This window comes from Bradyrhizobium sp. USDA 4341, assembly GCF_054063755.1.
Window position 1 is genome coordinate 5,842,856 of record NZ_JBSSGO010000002.1, and the last position, 16,423, is coordinate 5,859,278.

General features: G+C 61.3%; 18 protein-coding genes and 1 pseudogene. 16 read left to right on the forward strand and 3 right to left on the reverse strand.

Going from position 1 to position 16,423, the window contains the following annotated elements; all coding sequences use genetic code 11:
• Positions 1-104: 104 nt before the first annotated feature.
• Both ACVIGB_RS33775 and ACVIGB_RS33780 read right to left on the reverse strand, forming a co-directional pair.
• Positions 105-581 carry an Lrp/AsnC family transcriptional regulator gene (locus tag ACVIGB_RS33775; protein WP_456725017.1) on the reverse strand — a complete coding sequence of 159 codons (477 nt, stop codon included), beginning with the start codon at positions 579-581 and terminating at the stop codon, positions 105-107.
• Between the two features lie 54 nt (positions 582-635).
• Positions 636-731: pseudogene (locus ACVIGB_RS33780) on the reverse strand (AsnC family transcriptional regulator); the annotation flags it as partial.
• A gap of 417 nt (positions 732-1,148) precedes the next feature.
• Here ACVIGB_RS33780 and ACVIGB_RS33785 point away from each other — a divergent pair.
• The 12 genes from ACVIGB_RS33785 to ACVIGB_RS33840 all read left to right on the forward strand — a co-directional run bounded on the left by ACVIGB_RS33785 (position 1,149) and on the right by ACVIGB_RS33840 (position 12,436).
• A complete protein-coding gene (locus ACVIGB_RS33785; protein WP_456719415.1) occupies positions 1,149-1,499 on the forward strand; it encodes a VOC family protein in 351 nt (116 codons plus the stop codon).
• A gap of 79 nt (positions 1,500-1,578) precedes the next feature.
• A complete protein-coding gene (locus ACVIGB_RS33790; RefSeq protein ID WP_456719414.1) occupies positions 1,579-2,088 on the forward strand; it encodes a flavin reductase family protein in 510 nt (169 codons plus the stop codon).
• A 6-nt stretch (positions 2,089-2,094) separates the two neighbouring features.
• Complete coding sequence (locus ACVIGB_RS33795; RefSeq protein WP_456719413.1) at positions 2,095-2,964, forward strand: branched-chain amino acid ABC transporter permease; 870 nt, start codon at positions 2,095-2,097, stop codon at positions 2,962-2,964.
• A 13-nt stretch (positions 2,965-2,977) separates the two neighbouring features.
• Positions 2,978-3,979 (forward strand): branched-chain amino acid ABC transporter permease, encoded by a 1,002-nt coding sequence (locus ACVIGB_RS33800; protein ID WP_456719412.1) that lies wholly within the window; start codon positions 2,978-2,980, stop codon positions 3,977-3,979.
• Entirely contained in the window at positions 3,976-4,701 is a 726-nt protein-coding gene (locus tag ACVIGB_RS33805) for an ABC transporter ATP-binding protein (RefSeq protein WP_456719411.1), read from the forward strand. Before ACVIGB_RS33800 ends, ACVIGB_RS33805 begins: the two co-directional genes overlap by 4 nt.
• Positions 4,694-5,413, forward strand: coding sequence for an ABC transporter ATP-binding protein (locus ACVIGB_RS33810; RefSeq protein ID WP_456719410.1), 720 nt, complete (start codon positions 4,694-4,696; stop codon positions 5,411-5,413). The genes ACVIGB_RS33805 and ACVIGB_RS33810 overlap by 8 nt, the downstream gene beginning before the upstream one ends.
• A 165-nt stretch (positions 5,414-5,578) precedes the next feature.
• Positions 5,579-6,346: an enoyl-CoA hydratase/isomerase family protein gene (locus tag ACVIGB_RS33815; protein ID WP_456719409.1), complete on the forward strand. Its 768-nt coding sequence runs from the start codon at positions 5,579-5,581 to the stop codon at positions 6,344-6,346.
• A complete protein-coding gene (locus ACVIGB_RS33820; protein WP_456719408.1) occupies positions 6,347-7,114 on the forward strand; it encodes a creatininase family protein in 768 nt (255 codons plus the stop codon). It abuts the gene before it with no gap.
• Positions 7,115-7,309: 195 nt separating this feature from the next.
• Positions 7,310-8,440 carry an LLM class flavin-dependent oxidoreductase gene (locus ACVIGB_RS33825; RefSeq protein WP_456719407.1) on the forward strand — a complete coding sequence of 377 codons (1,131 nt, stop codon included), beginning with the start codon at positions 7,310-7,312 and terminating at the stop codon, positions 8,438-8,440.
• Between the two features lie 29 nt (positions 8,441-8,469).
• Positions 8,470-9,249 carry an enoyl-CoA hydratase/isomerase family protein gene (locus ACVIGB_RS33830; protein ID WP_456719406.1) on the forward strand — a complete coding sequence of 260 codons (780 nt, stop codon included), beginning with the start codon at positions 8,470-8,472 and terminating at the stop codon, positions 9,247-9,249.
• A 1-nt stretch (position 9,250) separates the two neighbouring features.
• Complete coding sequence (locus tag ACVIGB_RS33835; RefSeq protein WP_456719405.1) at positions 9,251-11,122, forward strand: AMP-dependent synthetase/ligase; 1,872 nt, start codon at positions 9,251-9,253, stop codon at positions 11,120-11,122.
• 81 nt (positions 11,123-11,203) lie between these two features.
• A complete protein-coding gene (locus tag ACVIGB_RS33840; protein ID WP_456719404.1) occupies positions 11,204-12,436 on the forward strand; it encodes an ABC transporter substrate-binding protein in 1,233 nt (410 codons plus the stop codon).
• Positions 12,437-12,478: 42 nt separating this feature from the next.
• On the opposite strand, the gene ACVIGB_RS33845 is transcribed toward ACVIGB_RS33840, so the two are convergent.
• Positions 12,479-13,342: an AraC family transcriptional regulator gene (locus ACVIGB_RS33845; RefSeq protein WP_244549730.1), complete on the reverse strand. Its 864-nt coding sequence runs from the start codon at positions 13,340-13,342 to the stop codon at positions 12,479-12,481.
• A 512-nt stretch (positions 13,343-13,854) separates the two neighbouring features.
• On the opposite strand from ACVIGB_RS33845, the gene ACVIGB_RS33850 reads away from it, so the two are divergent.
• The 4 genes from ACVIGB_RS33850 to ACVIGB_RS33865 all read left to right on the forward strand — a co-directional run bounded on the left by ACVIGB_RS33850 (position 13,855) and on the right by ACVIGB_RS33865 (position 16,359).
• Complete coding sequence (locus ACVIGB_RS33850) at positions 13,855-14,019, forward strand: hypothetical protein (RefSeq protein ID WP_171947950.1); 165 nt, start codon at positions 13,855-13,857, stop codon at positions 14,017-14,019.
• A gap of 337 nt (positions 14,020-14,356) precedes the next feature.
• A complete protein-coding gene (locus tag ACVIGB_RS33855) occupies positions 14,357-14,920 on the forward strand; it encodes an HdeD family acid-resistance protein (RefSeq protein ID WP_456725016.1) in 564 nt (187 codons plus the stop codon).
• 58 nt (positions 14,921-14,978) lie between these two features.
• A complete protein-coding gene (grpE, locus tag ACVIGB_RS33860) occupies positions 14,979-15,596 on the forward strand; it encodes a nucleotide exchange factor GrpE (RefSeq protein ID WP_456719403.1) in 618 nt (205 codons plus the stop codon).
• A gap of 169 nt (positions 15,597-15,765) precedes the next feature.
• Positions 15,766-16,359 carry an Hsp20/alpha crystallin family protein gene (locus ACVIGB_RS33865; protein WP_456719402.1) on the forward strand — a complete coding sequence of 198 codons (594 nt, stop codon included), beginning with the start codon at positions 15,766-15,768 and terminating at the stop codon, positions 16,357-16,359.
• The last annotated feature ends 64 nt before the right edge of the window (positions 16,360-16,423 follow it).

Here is a 16,423-nt window from a genome sequence, read left to right on the forward strand (position 1 = left end):
ACGAAAATGGCCAGGCGGCAGACCCCGGCATTGTTGACGAGGTGTCGGGATCCGGCGGGTGGTCAGCATGGCGTCGCGGCCATCCTTCGAGGGCACGTCGGCCGCTAGAGACCGGCCGTATTGTGATCAAGCGCGCGCGAAGTCTCGATGCTCATGCTGCCGTCAAATTTCGGCTGAGGCCTAGCGTCGTATTGCGGCTCGGCCGATCGATCGATGCGTCGGGAGCTTGAATGAGACGACTTGATCTGAACGGGCTGGTCCGAGTCGATCGGAAGCACCGTCTTGTGAGAAATCCGCTTCAATGCCAGATTTGAACGGATGCTGGTAACACCGGATATGCGCGAGAGCTTGTTTACGATGAGGTCTTCGAGAGCCGCGATGTCGGACACCATCACGCGGAGAAGGTAATCGCTGTCTCCCGTCATCAGGTAACACTCCATCACCTGGCTCAGGCGATCGATTGAGCGCGTGAAGTTCTCAAGCGATAGCTGAACCTGCTTCTCAAGCTTAACCTGGATGAAGGCGGTGACGCCGATGCCGAGGACTGCCGGATCGAGTACGGCGATCCGTCGATCGATCACGCCAAGCTTCTCGAGCGTACGAACTCGGACAAGGCACGGCGACGGCGAAAGGTTGACGCGGGAAGCAAGCTCGACATTGGTCAGACTGGCGTTCTGCTGGAGCTCGTTCAAAATCTTGATGTCGATCCTGTCGAGAGCCGTCGTTGTCATGTCATTCTCCCATGGGCAAATGGTCGTTGTATCGAGGCCCGGTGCCGCGCGTTATCTCGCGTGGTGACATCTCGATGACACGAATGCTAACCGCAGCCGCGGTTGTAGAATTTCGACGAAATGACGACTTATATCGAAAAACGGTCAATCCCGTTCGGACTGGCCGCATATCCGGCGCCGCAGAGATGGCAGGGACGTCGTGGTTGGCTTCGGGTACCCGGAGCATGCGATCGCCGACCCGCGGCCGCTGAGGAATGACGCCAAAGGCTGGATGCGGCAGCATAAGATGCCGATTGATCATGCGGGAGGTGAACTGTTTGAGCATTCATGCCGGGGCCGCTGCGCCACGATCGCAGGACAGCCGAAGTCTGCGGAGAAATCGCAGATCGACGGGGCGCTCGGAATCGGGAGTGACACATGAAGCTCAAGCAGGCCTACCTCACCGCCGCGAAGCCCGAAGCGCTGGCCGGGTTTTACGAGGCGCTCGGATTGCCGATCCGCTTCGCTGACGGCGGAAAGTGGATTCAATTCGCAGGCGAGAATGCCGCCCTTTGCATCGCAAGCCCGGCCGAATCCGTCTCCGTGCCGTCTCGGAATGCCGTCCTCGTGTTCGAGGTGGATGATCTGGAGGGGGCTCTGAAGCGCGCGCAGGCGCAGGGCGCGCAAGCGCTTGGCGAGGTCCGTGACATGGGCGCGCACGGCCGGGTCGCTGATTTCAGGGACCCGGAAAACAATACGATCCAGCTCTTTCAAGCCGCACCCAGATAGGCAGGCGAATCAGCTCTCTGGACAGCTTGGTCTCTATGTATCGGAGCAATCCATCATGATGAACTTCCGAGTGTCGCCCATGCCCAGTCAAGAAATCCCGGTGTTCAGCAGCACGGACTTCCGTAGCGCCATGCGCAACGTCCCGGGCGCCGTGTCTATCGTCACGACAGGCGCGCGGCCGGGCAGGCACGGTTTGACATTGACGGCCGGCTGCTCGGTGTCGACCGAGCCATCGAGCGTGCTCGTCTGCGTCAACAAGTCGGCCGGCGCCCACGATACGATCAAGCAGAGCGGATCATTCTGCTGGAACATCCTCACGGCGGATCACGCAGCGTTGGCGCAGAAATTCGCAGGCCAGGACGGCAGCAAGGGCGACATACGGTTCAGCGAAGGCTTGTGGCGCGAGCTCGCGACGGGAGCGCCGAGTCTCGTCGAGGCGATCTGCAGCTTTGATTGCCGAGTGTCCGGTTCGCACGATGCCGGCAGTCATACGATCTTCGTCGGCGAGGTGGTGGCGCAGGCGACAAACGCCGATCGCGAACCCCTTGTCTATGTGAAGGGTGAATTCACCGTGCCCAAGCGCCAGTGACCACCGATGCTGTCACTCTGGCTCAATGTTCTCGCGAGCGGCATTCTGCTCGGACTCGTCTACGGGCTCGTGGCGCTCGGCCTGACGATCATTTTTGGCGTCATGCGCGTCGTCAACTTCGCACACGGTGAGATGGTCGTGTTCGGCGTCTACATCGGCTATTGGGCCGTCCGCCTTTGGGACGTGCCGATCATCGTCGCGGCAGCGATCGCAGCGGTCGTGATGTTCATCTTTGGATATTTTCTGGAGACCCTGATCGTCAAGCGGTTCGTCGGCCGGGCCCATCACTATCAATTCATCGCCTTCATCGGTCTGTCGCTGCTCTTCAGCGGCACCCTGCTGGTGGCGTTCGGCCCGGATCCGCGCCCGACCGCATCCCAGCTCTCGTTTCAGACCGTATCGCTCGGCTTCGTGACGCTGGATCTGGCGCGACTTCAGGCGGCGGCAACCGCAGGCCTGCTCATCACGCTGTTAGGCGTGTATCTGAAGTTTTCATCGTTCGGTCGGTCCTTGCGGGCGGCCGCGGACAACCGCTTGGGCGGCCTTGTCGTCGGCCTGAACATTCCTCGGATCTATGCAGTGACGTTTGGTATCGGAGCGGCCTGCGCGGGCGTTGCCGGCGCACTGATATCTCCCTTGTTCGACGCCCAGCCATATCTCGCGGTCGACTTTACCCTGCTGGCCTTCGTGACAGTCATCGTCGGTGGTCTCGGTAGTTTCAGTGGAGCGCTGCTGGGGGGCCTGATGATTGGCGTCGCCGAAGCGATTGCCGCGCTGATGTTCGCTCCGTCGATGAAGACGGCGCTTCCCTATGCGCTCCTGATCCTCGTCCTGATTTTCCGTCCGAGAGGGTTTTTTGGTGCAAAAGAGATTTGATGGCGGGACGGAAATGAAGCGGCGGCTCGCCGGGGGATCGGTCCTTGTTGTCCTTGCCTTGGTCGGCGCGCTGGCAAGCCCGTACCTCATCTCGTTGCTGACGATCGTGTTGCTGTTCACGTTCCTTGGGCAATCCTGGAATTTGATGCTGGGGATCGGCGGGCAACTGTCGATCGGCCATGCCCTCTTTGTCGGTCTGGGCGCCTATTCGGTGACCGTCCTCGATGTCAAGTACGGCGTCTCTCCGTGGATAGGCCTTTTGCTCGGAATGGTCATTGCCGGGTCTGCCGGCGCGGTGCTGGCGTGGTTGAGCTTCCGGTTTGAAGTGCGTGGAATCTATTTCGCCCTGCTGACGATTGCCGCTGCCGAATTCGCCCGGATCATGTTCGGTGGCTGGGAGTTTGTTGGCGCCATGCAGGGGCTGTTCTTTCCCGCGCCGACGGGCGCAATCGACATCTCGATGCTCCGGGGTGACGCGCGCTTCTACTACTTCATAGCTCTTGCTCTGGCGGCATTGGGGATCGTTGGAACCGAAATGATCTCGCGATCGTACTTCGGATATGTCTGGCGAGCGATGAGGGACGATGAACAGGCCGCGCGCGCTCTCGGTGTCCGCGCATTCCGGCACAAGATCCTTGTGATTGCGATCTCGGCGGCGACCGCAGCCGTGGGTGGTGGAATTCTGGCGCTGGTGCAGGGATCGATATTCCCGGATTCGATCATGGGCATGGGGCTCTCCGTCGACGTCCTGATAGGGCCCGTGGTCGGCGGGTTGGGCACGACGTTTGGTCCGCTGGTCGGGTCGCTCGCAGCTATTCCCCTGAACCATCTGATGAGCGCTCTCGGCGACAGTCTTCGGATCCCGGGACTGAACAGTATCGCGTACGGTGTCGTGTTGGTGCTGGTCGTCTGGTTCCTGCCCGACGGCATCTGGCCGGCGATCGTGCGGCTCTGCAAGACAGTCCAGCTGCCATCCCGGCTGTGGCTGCCGCAACCGAGGAAGGCTGAAGAATGACTGCCTTGCTCGAGGTGAAGAATCTCTCCAAATCGTTCGGCGGATTGGTCGCGGTGAACAATGTCAGCTTCGCACTGGAAGCCGGACGGATCACCGCACTGATCGGGCCGAACGGGGCAGGAAAGACGACATGCTTCAATCTCGTTGCGGGCGCCATGCGGCCGACCAGCGGGCAGGTGGTCTTCGCGGGACACCCGATCGAGAACGCACCGCCTGAACTTGTTTGCAGGATGGGTATCGCGCGGACATTCCAGATCGTGCGGCCGATGCGCGACATGTCGGTGCTCGAGAACGCCATGGTCGGAGCCTTCAGCTGGACCAGGAGCGTCGACGAAGCCAGATCGAAGGCGTACGATTCCCTTGAAAGCGTCGGACTTGCCGGCAAGGCCAATGCGAGGACGGACCAACTGACGCTGCCGGATCGCAAAATGCTGGAAACCGCCAAGGCGCTATCCACGCGACCTAGGCTGCTGCTGCTGGACGAGGTCATGGCGGGCCTCCGCCCCACCGAAGCCGCGGGTGTTGTCCGCGTGCTGCGGAAACTTGCCGAGGGCGGACTGACGATCCTGCTCGTCGAGCACGTCATGCGGATCGTGATGGAGGTCGCGTCGCGTGTCGTCGTCCTTCATCACGGCGCCAAGATCGCCGAAGGACGCCCTGAAGAGGTGGTCGCAGATCCGATGGTCCTCGAGAGCTATCTGGGGGCGGGCTTCCATGCCTGACGAGGCGCTCTTATCGATCGACGGCCTTTCCGTCGCGTATGACGGATCGAACGCGCTGAACGGTGTTTCCTTGCGGATCCGCAAGGGCGAGCTGATCTGCGTCGTCGGTGCGAACGGTGCGGGAAAGACCTCGCTGATCAGATCGATATCGGGCATCGTGCCATCTTCGAGCGGCGTCGTGAAAATGAATGGCGTCGATATCACCGGGATGCCGCCATGGGAGGTCTGCGAACGCGGCATTGCGCAGGTCGCCGAAGGCCGGCAGATTTTCGGGAGCCTTTCCGTCGAGGAAAATCTGCTCCTGGGTGGTTCCCTGAAGCGTGCGAAAGCCGGCCGACTTGAGGCGCTTGAATGCGTCTATCAATTGTTTGAGCGGCTTCGAGAGCGCAGGCGGCAATTGGCCGGGACGCTATCCGGTGGCGAACAGCAGATGCTGGCCATCGGGCGCGCGATCATGTCGAAGCCTGAAATCGTCATGTTCGACGAGCCGTCCATCGGGCTGTCGCCGGCCTTGACGGACGTGATGTTTGGCGTGGTGAAATCGCTGCACGAGCAAGGGATCACGGTGTTGCTGGTCGAGCAGAACGTCGCAAAATCTCTCGCGTTGAGCAATCGCGGCTACGTCCTCGAGAACGGCTCGATCGTGCTGCACGGACCGAGCGACGAACTGCTGAGCAATTCTGAGATTCAGAGCGCTTATCTTGGAATGTAGTGGCGTTTCGCGGCTGCGGCATTGATCCGACCGGCGTGGAACACGGAGCGTATGAAGCAGGAAATGCTGCGATCCAGCGCTGCGGCGGCGATTTGTGTCGACGCTCGCCAATACGGATGCGTTGTATGGCAACCGATTCCGGGGGGCGTCGCATAGGTTGACCCCATGCAGAACGACGACACCCTTCGCGTCGAGCGCGATCTCGACATGGTTACGATGACCATGAACCGGCCGCCGGCGAATGCCTTGAACAATGAACTGGTCAAGCGTTTGCTGGACACGATTCGTGCGCTGTCCGCTGAAGCGTCACCGCCAGGTATCGTCTTGACCGGCGGAGGTGATCGCTTCTTCAGTGCGGGTGGCGATATCAAGGAAGTCGCCGGCCTCGAGATATCCAGACCTCGCATGCGGGACTTCCACGCGCTCCTGTGCGAGATGGAGAGCTATCCGGGCCCGCTCGTGTGTGCCGTCCGTGGCTACGCGGTCGGAGGCGCCCTGGAATTCCTGCTTCACGCCGATTACGTCGTCGCAGATCACGCCTGCATGATCGGGTTTCCCGAGATAAACCACGGTCTCCTGCCAGCGGCCAAGGGAATGCGGCAAGCCGTGCGGAAACTGGGGCTTCGGGAAGCACAGGCATTGCTTTACCGGGGCGACTTGGTCGACGCCCGGAAGGCGCTCGAAATCGGAGCGATCAGCGAGGTCACAACCACCGCTGATGTGATGGACCGTGCCGTGGAGGTATGCAGGCATCTTCGCGGGAAGGAACCGAAACTATTCGCCGCGGTAAAGCGCTCGTTGAACTTGACGGGACAAATGGATGACGCTTCGCTTGAGGCGATGACGATCGAGGATCTCGGCGCCTATTTGACCGGGGATAGCTCGGCAGACGCGCGCGCCCGCTTCCTGTCGAAGAATTCAAAGAAGGCTTGAATGGCCGTACTGCCATCCCTTGAAGAAATCCGCCTGGAGCTGATGAGCTTCGAGGCCGTATCGGCTGCCCTGGCGCAGGGACGTACGACCGTCCTGATTCCGTGCGGCGCTGTCGAGCAGCATGGGCCGCATCTTCCGCTTTGCATGGATGCCGACCATGCTGACGCCCTCGCGGCAAAAGTGGCAGGGCATCTTGGCGATGCCCTGATCGCCCCGACGATCAAGATCGGTTGTTCGGCCCACCATCTTGTCTTCCCCGGTACGATCTCGCTTCGACCGGAAACCTTCGAATCGATCTGCCTGGATTACTGCACAAGTCTTGCCCAGCACGGCTTCAAGCGGATCCTGCTGTTCTCCGGCCACATCGGAAACTTTCCCGTCCTGCGCGACATGCTTCCTCGATTGAGGCGTGCGGTTGCGTCCGACGTTGAGATCGATGCGTTCTGCGACGCAATTGCCTGGGTCGACAGGTGGCGAAGCGCCGTCAGAGATGCCGGGGGTGATCCCAACGCAGTCGGCGGGCACGCCGATATCGCGGAGACGTCGCTCATGATGTGGCTCCGACCCGATAGCGTGCGGCTGGACCGGTTCGAGGTGGGGTACCTGGGCGCGCTGTCTGAACAGCAGCTTCAGTCCATGTGGAAGAATGGGATCAAGTCGATCACGCACAACGGGATCATTGGCGATCCGCATGGATCGACCGTCGAGATCGGTGCGCAATGCCTCGAGGCGATCGCGGATCTTCTGGCGACCTCGTTTGCCAGATGAGGCGACGCTGGCCCCTTACGCGCCGCCTGGCGCGGGAAACTGCCAGCGGTGGTGTTGATTGCGGACAGGATGTGATCCGCCTGCCCGCAGCACAAAATTTGGAAAGCTGCGCGGCCGCCACCAGCATTCGGACGAAAATGTTGCCGTGCCTATGAAATTCTCTGCCATCTCGAATTTCCCAGAGGACTTTAGAAGATGGCACTTTCGTTCGGGTTCTGGTCGGAGCAGGAAACCCAGGTCGGGCAGAGCTATGCGCGGCGACTGCACGAACTGGTCGACGAGGTGCGCCTCGCGGAAAAGATGGGGTTCGACTGCGTCGCGCTGTCCGAGCAGCACGTCGCGCTCGGCGGCATCTCGAGCTCCGCTCCGGAAGTGGTCTACGGCTATCTCGCCGCGGTGACATCGCGCGTGAAGCTGAGGTCTGCGGTCACCTTGATGCCGCAGAAGATCAATCACGCCTTGCGCTCGGCGGAACGGCTGGCCGTTACCGATATTCTGTCGCATGGCCGCATGGAGTTCTACGCCGGCCGCGCCAACACGACCATCGCAATGCGTGCCTTCAACGTCGATCCCAGCGAAACGCTTGCCCAGATGGAAGAGGGGATCGCGCTTCTGAAGAAATCGATGCGCGAGGATATCTTCACCTTCGAGGGGAAGTACTACCAGATTCCGCCGCGGATGCTCGTGCCAAAGCCCCTGCAGAAGCCGCATCCGGTCATCGGCATCGCCGCGACGAGCGAGCGCAGTCACGCCTGGGCGGGATCCGAGGGCCTCGCCGTGATGAGCGCCTCGATTTACCAGGGGTGGGACGTCCAGCAAAGGCTTCTCGATACCTATCGACGCGCCTGGAAGCGCGACGAACAGGGTCCGCTCGAGCGTCCGCGCGTCGGCCTTCCGCTGTTCTTCGGCATTGGTCCGACGGACCAGAAGGCGAAGGACGACTACGCCGAGCCGCTGATGCACTACGCGAGGATCTCCACCGACGCGTATCCCCGTCTGGCGAAGCTCGCGGATGACTATGCGTATATGAGCGAGAGCGTTCCGGCCATGGAGCGCGCGGGAAGAGACTGGGACTATCTGCTCAACCATTCGGCGACAACGGTTTGCGGGAGTCCCGACACCGTTATTCGCCAGATCGAGAAGTTCCAGGAGCTGGGCATCGACGAAGTGCTGCTGCATCTCGACTCGGTCAGCCACGAGAAGATCATGGAAGCGATCGAAATGTGCGGCCGCTACATCATTCCGCACTTCAACGACAAGAACAACGTCGTGCGGCCCACGGAAGACATTCTCGCACAAATCCGGGCCATGCGGCCTCAAAAGTGAATTCACAGGGAAACGGAACGGAGCCAGCGATGTCACAGCACAGCTACAAGTACCTGCTCGTCGAGAAGCACTCCAGCGGCGTTGCCGTTGTGACGATGAACCGGCCGGAAATCCTGAACGCGATCAATTGGGAGATGCACGAGGAGCTGGAGCGGGTTTTCGTCGACCTGGATCACGACAAGGACGTTCGCGCAATCGTCTTGACCGGCGCAGGGCGCGGCTTTTGCTCGGGCGGCGACCAGAAGTCGCTCGACAAAGGCCCGCTGCCGTCGCCGACCAGGAGCGGCCGCCATCTGCTCCGCAACATGCTCGAGGTCGAGGTACCGATCGTGGCAGCCGTCAACGGCGCTGCCGTCGGGCTCGGGGCGACACTTGCGCTGTTTTGCGATGTCATCTTCGCGAGTCCGACCGCGCGATTTGCCGATACGCATGTCACGGCAGGCGTGGTTGCGGGTGACGGCGGCGCGGTGATCTGGCCGCTGTTGATGGGGCCGGTGCGTGCCAAGCACTACCTGATGACGGGAGAGTTCATCTCCGCCGAGAAGGCCGCCGCCATGGGCATGATCAACGAGGTCATTTCGGGCAGGGACGTCAAGGACGCGGCGATCGAATACGCCGAGATGCTTGCAAGCGGCCCTCGGGAGTCGATCATCTGGACGAAGTACAGCGTCAACAAGATCATCAAGCAGTATGCGCACCTGGTGCTCGACACCTCGGCCGCGCTGGAGATGCTGACCTTCGCGCTGCCCGAGCGCCGCGAGGCCGTCGCCGCCTTCGCCGAGAAGCGGAAGCGGTTCGCGGAGCGGTGAGATGGACGTCGAATCCATCACCTCGGGCGCTCAACTCGTCGACGTGACCATTCCGCAGCTTCTGAACGCGCGACGGGCGGAGCGGCCTGAGACGGTCGCCTACAAGCAAAAGCGTCGCGGCGCATGGATCGCCGCGACCTGGCGGCAGTATTCGGGTCAGGTGGCGAATCTGGCGGCCGCTCTGCAGCAAGCCGGATTCGCGCGCGGTGATCGCGCAGCCATCATGGGGGATGTATCCCAGGAATGGCTGCTCGCCGATATGGCGACGATCTGCGCCGGCGGCGTCATGGTCGGCGTGTATTTTACCTCGTCGCCGGAGGAAGTCGGTTACTACCTGAGTGATTCCGGCGCCTCCTTCATCTTTGTCGGCAGCGAGCTTCAGCTTGGCATCGTCCTGGCGTCCGGCCAGGCCGAAAAGTTGCGGAAGATCATCGTGCTCGATCCGGAATGGAACGGGATCGATGCGGCGGCGAACGTCGTCTCGCTCAGCGCCTTTTGCGAAGGGATCTCGGTCGACGCCGATGGATTCCTTCGCAAGCAGGTCGAGAAAGCGAGGGCGAGCGACGTGGTCAGCATCGGGTACACATCCGGCACCACCGGCTTTCCGAAGGGCGCGATGCTGACCCATTTGTCGCTGCTCGCCGGTGCGCACAGCGTGACGACGTTCAGCCCGAGGATGCGTTCCGACACGCACCGCGTCGTCGTGCATCTGCCGATGTCGCATACCGTCGCGCGCGCGCAAGCGACGACGTTGCCTTTGCTGGCCCGGATGGTGCCGCATTTCGGCGAGACCAGCATGGAGTTCGCCCAGACCATCAAGGATGTGAAGCCGACGTATTTCACGGCGCCGCCCCGCTTCTATCAGCGGTTTGCCACCCAGATCCTCAGCAAGGTTCATTCCGGATCGGCGAAGCAGAAGCAGGACTATCAGTTTGCGATGACGATCGCCCGCAAGGCGCTCGACGACCGCCAGGCCGGCGGCATGCCGGATCCCCTGATATCGGCGCTGTTCGCCGTGTGCCAGGACCAGATCTTTCGACCGCTGCTTGCTGAAGTCGGGTTCGAGGAGCTCGCGATCACCTACACATCTTCGGCTGCGATGCCGTCCGAACTCATGTCCCTTTGGCAGCTTTGGGGACTGCAGCTGAAGGAATGCTACGGCCAGACAGAACTGGTAGGCGCCAATCTGGTCCAGATGGCGGAGTGGCCGGAAGCCGGCACCGTTGGCGTGCCCGTGCATGATGCGGCCTGGGAGACGGCGGTTCTCGAGGACGGGGAGATGATTGTCCGGGGGCCGGGGCTCTTTGTCGGGTACTGGAACAAGCCGGAGGAAACCAAGGCGGCGCTGCGCGATGGGTGGCTCTACACCGGAGACATCGTCGATATCGGCCCGACAGGCCTGTTCAAGCTGGTTGATCGGAAAAAAGAGATCATCAACACCTCCAACGGAAAGTCCATCAGCCCGACGCAGATCGAGAATGAAATCCGGCACAGCCCGTTCATCTCCGAGGCGGCGGTGATCGGAGAAGGGAAGAAGTATCTCACCGCGCTGATCGAGGTCAATGCGACCGCGACGATGGATTGGGTGAGATCGCGCGACCTCCGGATCACGCAGTACGCGGAGCTGGCAAACTCCGAGATCGTCGTCCGCTTGATTGAAGGCGAGATCGCCAAGGCGAACAGCAAACTGGCTCGGGCCGAGCAGATCAAGGCCTTCCGAATACTGCCGGAGGAGTTGTCCCCGGAGAACGGGATGATGACCCCGACCCGGAAGAAACGCCGCAAACAAATTCTCGAGAGGTACAGGTCGCTGATCGATACGCTTTACGACGAGAGTGAAGACGACCTGGTCAAGGCCGAGATGAAGACGTGATCTGAGCGACCGGGTTTGCGCCGACGCATATGCGTCCGGATCGCCCCAATTTTCATGCAGTCAACGGAAGGGGAACGTCACGTGAAGAATCGCAACGAAAGTGGTCTGACCCGCCGCGCGCTGCTCGGTAGCGGCGTTGGCGCCGCTGCCGGCCTGGTATCGTGGCCAGCGAGGGCAGCCACCCCGGCCAAGGTGCGGGTCGGCGCGATCAATCCGAGCAGCGGCGTTTTGGCATTTCCCGGCCAGGCCTGTGTGCGCGGTATCGACGCCGGTGCGAAGTTCGCCAAGGAGAAGTTCGGAATAGACATGGAAATCATCCATGCCGATACGCAGAGCAGGCCGGAGAACGGACGAATTGCCGCCGAGAACCTGATCCGGCAGGGCTGCACGGTGCTCATCGGGGCCTGGGACTCGGGCGCCACGATATCGGCGCTGCAGGCCGCGGAAGCCGCGAAAGTCCCGATGGTGGTGCATATCGCGAGTGCGACCCAGGTGACTTCGCAGGGTTTCACCCAGGTCTTTCGTTACTATCCGACGTCGCTGACGGTCGTCATGAAGTCGCTGATCGAACTGAAGTCGCTCTTGTCGTCGCTCAAGGATGTGCCGACGAGTGCGGCCATCATGCATCTCAACAACACGATGGGGCAATCGACCGCGGCCAGCATCGATCAGGCCTGGAAGGAGGTCGATGTCCCTCTGAAGATTGCCCAGTACATCCCGTACGACGAGAAGGCGAGGGATCTCTCGGTTGAGGTGGCGAAGGCGAAAGCCTCGGGCGCCGACGCGCTGGTATCGGTGACGCGCGTCAACGATGCCATCATGATCATCCGGGAATGCGTCAAGCAGGGATGGAATCCCAAATTGATCTTCTCGCCGAACTCGAACGGAGTCCAGGACAAGGCATACTACGACGCATTGGGCAAATACGGTGACGGCGCGATACTGTCGACACTGTGGTACAACCCGAAGGCTCCCGACGCCGCAGCGATCCTCAAGCGGTTTGCGTCCGACTATCCAAACGACTGGCTTGACGCAAATTCAGGATGCGCGTTCGAGGCCGTGCAGATCGTTGCGGACGCAGTGAGCCGCGCCGGCTCTTCTGAATCGGCCGCTATCCATGCCGCGCTCAAGGCAACCGATATGACGCCGATCTTGATGTCCAGCGGCAGGATCAAGTTCGATGCCAGCGGTCAAAACATGGGAGGCGACGTGACTCTGCTGCAGGGGCAGAACGGCAGGCCGCGCGTGGTGGCGCCGCAAGCCGTGGCCGAGGCAACCCTCCAGTACCCGCTGGTGCCGTTCAATTCGAGATAGAGCATTGCCGGCCGCGGCTCAGGATACGAAGTCGCAAGCTGCTTATTCGACCGGTTCGCGGCTGACGAAGCTGGACCGCTCGGCGAGGAAGCGACGAGGGCTCTTGCCCATTGCCTTCTTGAACATGGTGATGAAAGCGCTGGGCGTCTCGTAGCCCAGATCGAGTGATACGGCTTGTACGGAAGATCCGTCCGATAGTCGCTGCAACGCGACCAGGATGTGAAGCCGCTGTCGCCAGCGCCCGAACGTCATCCCGGTTTCCTTGAATACCAGACGGGCGAATGTGCGCTCGCTCATCGCGTATCGTGCAGCCAGTTCCTCGACCGTGCTCCGATCGGCAGGATCATTGAGAAGGGATGTGGCCAGATGCTGGAGCCGGCTATCAGCGGAGATCGGCAGGTAGAGCTGCTCGGTGGACATCTGCACCAGTTCGTCGAGCAATACGCGCCCGAGTCGACTTGTCGGCCCCTCGATCGGATACAGGGGCGGAAATACCGACAATCGATGGATCAACTCGCGGACGAGCGACGATATCGTGAATGTGCAGCAGGTCGTCGGAAGCATGCTCGCCTGCGGATCGATGAAGACGACGTAGACCTTTCTGGAACCTGACATGCAGTTGCTGTGCAGAACTCCGGCGGGTATCCATACCGCACCCTGCGGCGGAACGATCCATAGTCCTCCTGGTGCACGACACATGACCGATCCATGAGAGGCGACCACCAATTGCCCCTTCTTGTGCGAATGAAGTGGGAGCTCATCGTTCCCCTGGCCGGTCTCGATGCAGAGAGAGATAATTGGTCGGTCGAACTGGTCCGGATCGATCGGATCGTAATTGATCCGAAGGTCCGGCAAATTCATTCGGGCAAAGCCGTCATTCGTTTCAACAGCGGGTGACTTGTGCATCGAATTCTCGCGTGGAGACCGCAGTTCCGGTCTGTTGTGGCGGCCATGAGGCCGGCGGAGGATTCCTTCAGAGGATAGCCCTCAGACACATGATCGTCACGGGAAAGTAGGGCGGTCGAGAGAAAATGCCGCGGCAGGCTGAATGCGGGCCGCCTGACGCCGGCCGCGAGGCGATTTGCCCTCGTTGGTTGCGGTCGCCGCTTGGCATCCCGCCTGCGGATCGTTGAGAGAGCCTCGGTCCAGTAAGCTCGCGCGTTGTTGCACGGCCAGAGCGAACGCAATTGATGCGCGTGAATCCGGTAGCGGCAGCACGGCCCGCTCCATACGTCTCCGTGCAGAAGAGCCCCTATCGGCTCTGCTCCTAAATGCGGTATGCGATCTTGCCGCTGCGGGCCGCTGAACCCTGGCGGCGTGGCTGCTTCTCTGCCAGCGTGAGGTGGATGTGCTAGGATATCGGCGACTGGATGATCCAGTCAGCATTCATGCGGACCAGTCCACCAGTGAGAGTGTCCATGAAGAAAAAATTTGATCCTGCCCCCGTCGACAAGCTCGCGGTAGATCCCAAGAAGGCGATCGAGGCGGATATGAAAATGACCAAGCTCGAAGAAGGCCTCGAAGAGACGTTTCCGGCCTCCGATCCTGTGAGTGAAACTCAGCCGAAGCCCTCAAGAGACTGACCGTTGAGACGTCTTCCGCGGTAGCGGACCTCGCGACGGCCTGGCCAGGTGCCGGGAGGGTTGGCGGTTGATGACCAAGCCACCGCAGTTTCCTCGTCACAACGATGCTTCCCCAGCGGCGGCCTGCCCTCGACATTCTGTCCCGTGGCGCGCGGACAAATTGTCCTTCTTGAATGCGGTCGAACCACCAAGCGTCTGACGTAACGTGGTTTCCTGATTGGCATGTCTGTTGCTCTGGTGTGCCGTGGCGAGTGTGCTGTGGCGATAGGCCTTCACGCCGGAGTGCCGGTTGCACATGGCTGAAGCGGGCTCGCCGGTTCGACTCTCGGAGGGTCCTATGACAACCACAAATCATGCGTCCATGCTGTCTCGCGCATTTGCGGACGTGCACGCCAAATGGGGCTGGTTCGTCGGCCTCGGGCTCGTCTTCATTGTTCTGGGCGCTGTCGCGGCCGGCAACCTGCTGCTGGCGACGATCGTGACGGTCTACTACGTGAGCGCGGGAATGATCGTCGCCGGGGTCATGCAGATCGTGCAGTCGCTCCGCGTGAAGACCTGGGGCGGCTTCCTGTGGTGGATGCTCAGTGGCGTCCTCTACGCTGCCGCCGGCGTCGTGACATCGATGAATCCGCTGCTTGCCTCGGTCTTTCTGACGCTGATGCTGGCTCTGCTCACGGTCGCGTCGGGCGTCGCCCGCCTCTGGCTCGGATTCCAGGCGAGAACCGATCACGGCTGGGGCTGGATCGTCGCCTCGGGTGTCGTCACCGCGATCGCAGGGCTCGTTTTCTTGCTTGGCTGGCCGGTCAACAGTCTGTGGTTGCTTGGTCTTGTCCTGGCGATCGATCTTGTTTTTCAGGGGTGCGCGCTTGTCGGCCTCGGCCTGCGGTTTCGCGCAGCCTAGCGGGCACCACCCGGTGAACAGCACAGCAAAGCGCTGTCAGCCTGCAAGGGAGGGCTAGATGACGGAAAGAAAATGGCCACCCGACGACAATCCGCGCGGACACCGCCCGGCAGGTTCGGCTCACGCGCTGCCAACCTCGAGCGATGCCCTGCCTGACCCTGGCGGCGCGGCGGACTCCGGGGGAGCCGCAGCAAGCGATCCTTCATCGGAGGATCACACTCAACTCCTCGCCGAGAACGCCGAGCTCAAGGACCGCTTGCTGCGCGCATTGGCTGAGGTCGAGAACACGCGCCGTCGCGCCGAGCGCGATCTCGACAACATGCGCCAATACGCGATCACGAAATTTGCCGGCGATATGCTCATCGTGGCCGATAACCTGGAGCGAGCCATTGCCAGCATCCCCGCCAGTGTCCGGGAACCGGAGGCGGCGCTGAGGACTCTGGTTGAAGGTGTCGGCCTCACCGAGAAGGAGTTGCTGCGCGCGCTGGAAAAGCACGGCATCAGAAAGCTTGATCCGGTGGGAGAGCGGTTCGATCCCAATCTCCACGAGGCATTGTTTGAGGTGCCGGATCCGTCCGTACCGCGCGGCACCGTGATGAAGGTTTTGCAGCCGGGTTACGCGATTGGCTCCCGCGCATTGCGTCCCGCGAAGGTCGGCATCGCGAGTGGGGCATGAAAACCCATCCCGCTCCACCGACAACTTGTCCTGCACGACAGAGACAAAATGTCCGCCGTCGCGATCGATGCGCCTCTAAGTCGTTGTTACCGTTGGCTGCAGGGGATGGCATGCCCGTTGCAAAGAAGAGCCCGAATTAAAGAGTCCGTCGTCTTACCGGGAGAGAATGATGGCGCCGAATTCCACCGCACCTGTTCGATCGGGCAATCCACTTCAGCGCGATATCGAAGCTCCCTTCCATTCGCTCCATCACGAGATCAATCGGCTGTTTGGCGAGGTCTTCCTGCATGGCCGTCTTCATCATCAGTCGCGTCCCAACGTCGATCAGCAGGGCCCCTTCATGCCCAGCATCAATGTGAGTGAGACCGATGGCGAGATGCGGATCAGCGCCGACCTCCCCGGTGTGAGGGCGGAGGACATCGACGTTACGCTCGTCGACGACATCCTCACCATTCGCGCGGAGAAGACGCTGGATCGGACGAACGACAAGGAGAGCTTCCACATCCTCGAGCGTACCTACGGCACATTGCTCCGCACGTTGCGCCTGCCTTATTCGGTCGACACCGACAAGATGAAAGCCGACTTCGACAATGGCGTTCTGACGGTGATGTTGCCGATCAACAGGGAGAAGGAACGCGCCCGCAGAATACCCGTTCAAGTTGCCGCGCAGGGCGGCGAAGCGTCGGCGCCGGACCGGAACAAAGCCGGAGCGGCCGCACCGGAAGTGGCGTACAATGCCGATCCGAAGCCGAAGGCGTCATGAGACGTGCATCGTGCTGGAGATCGAGCGGGTCTGCGCCAGGCCTTGCTGGCCATTGCGCCACCCA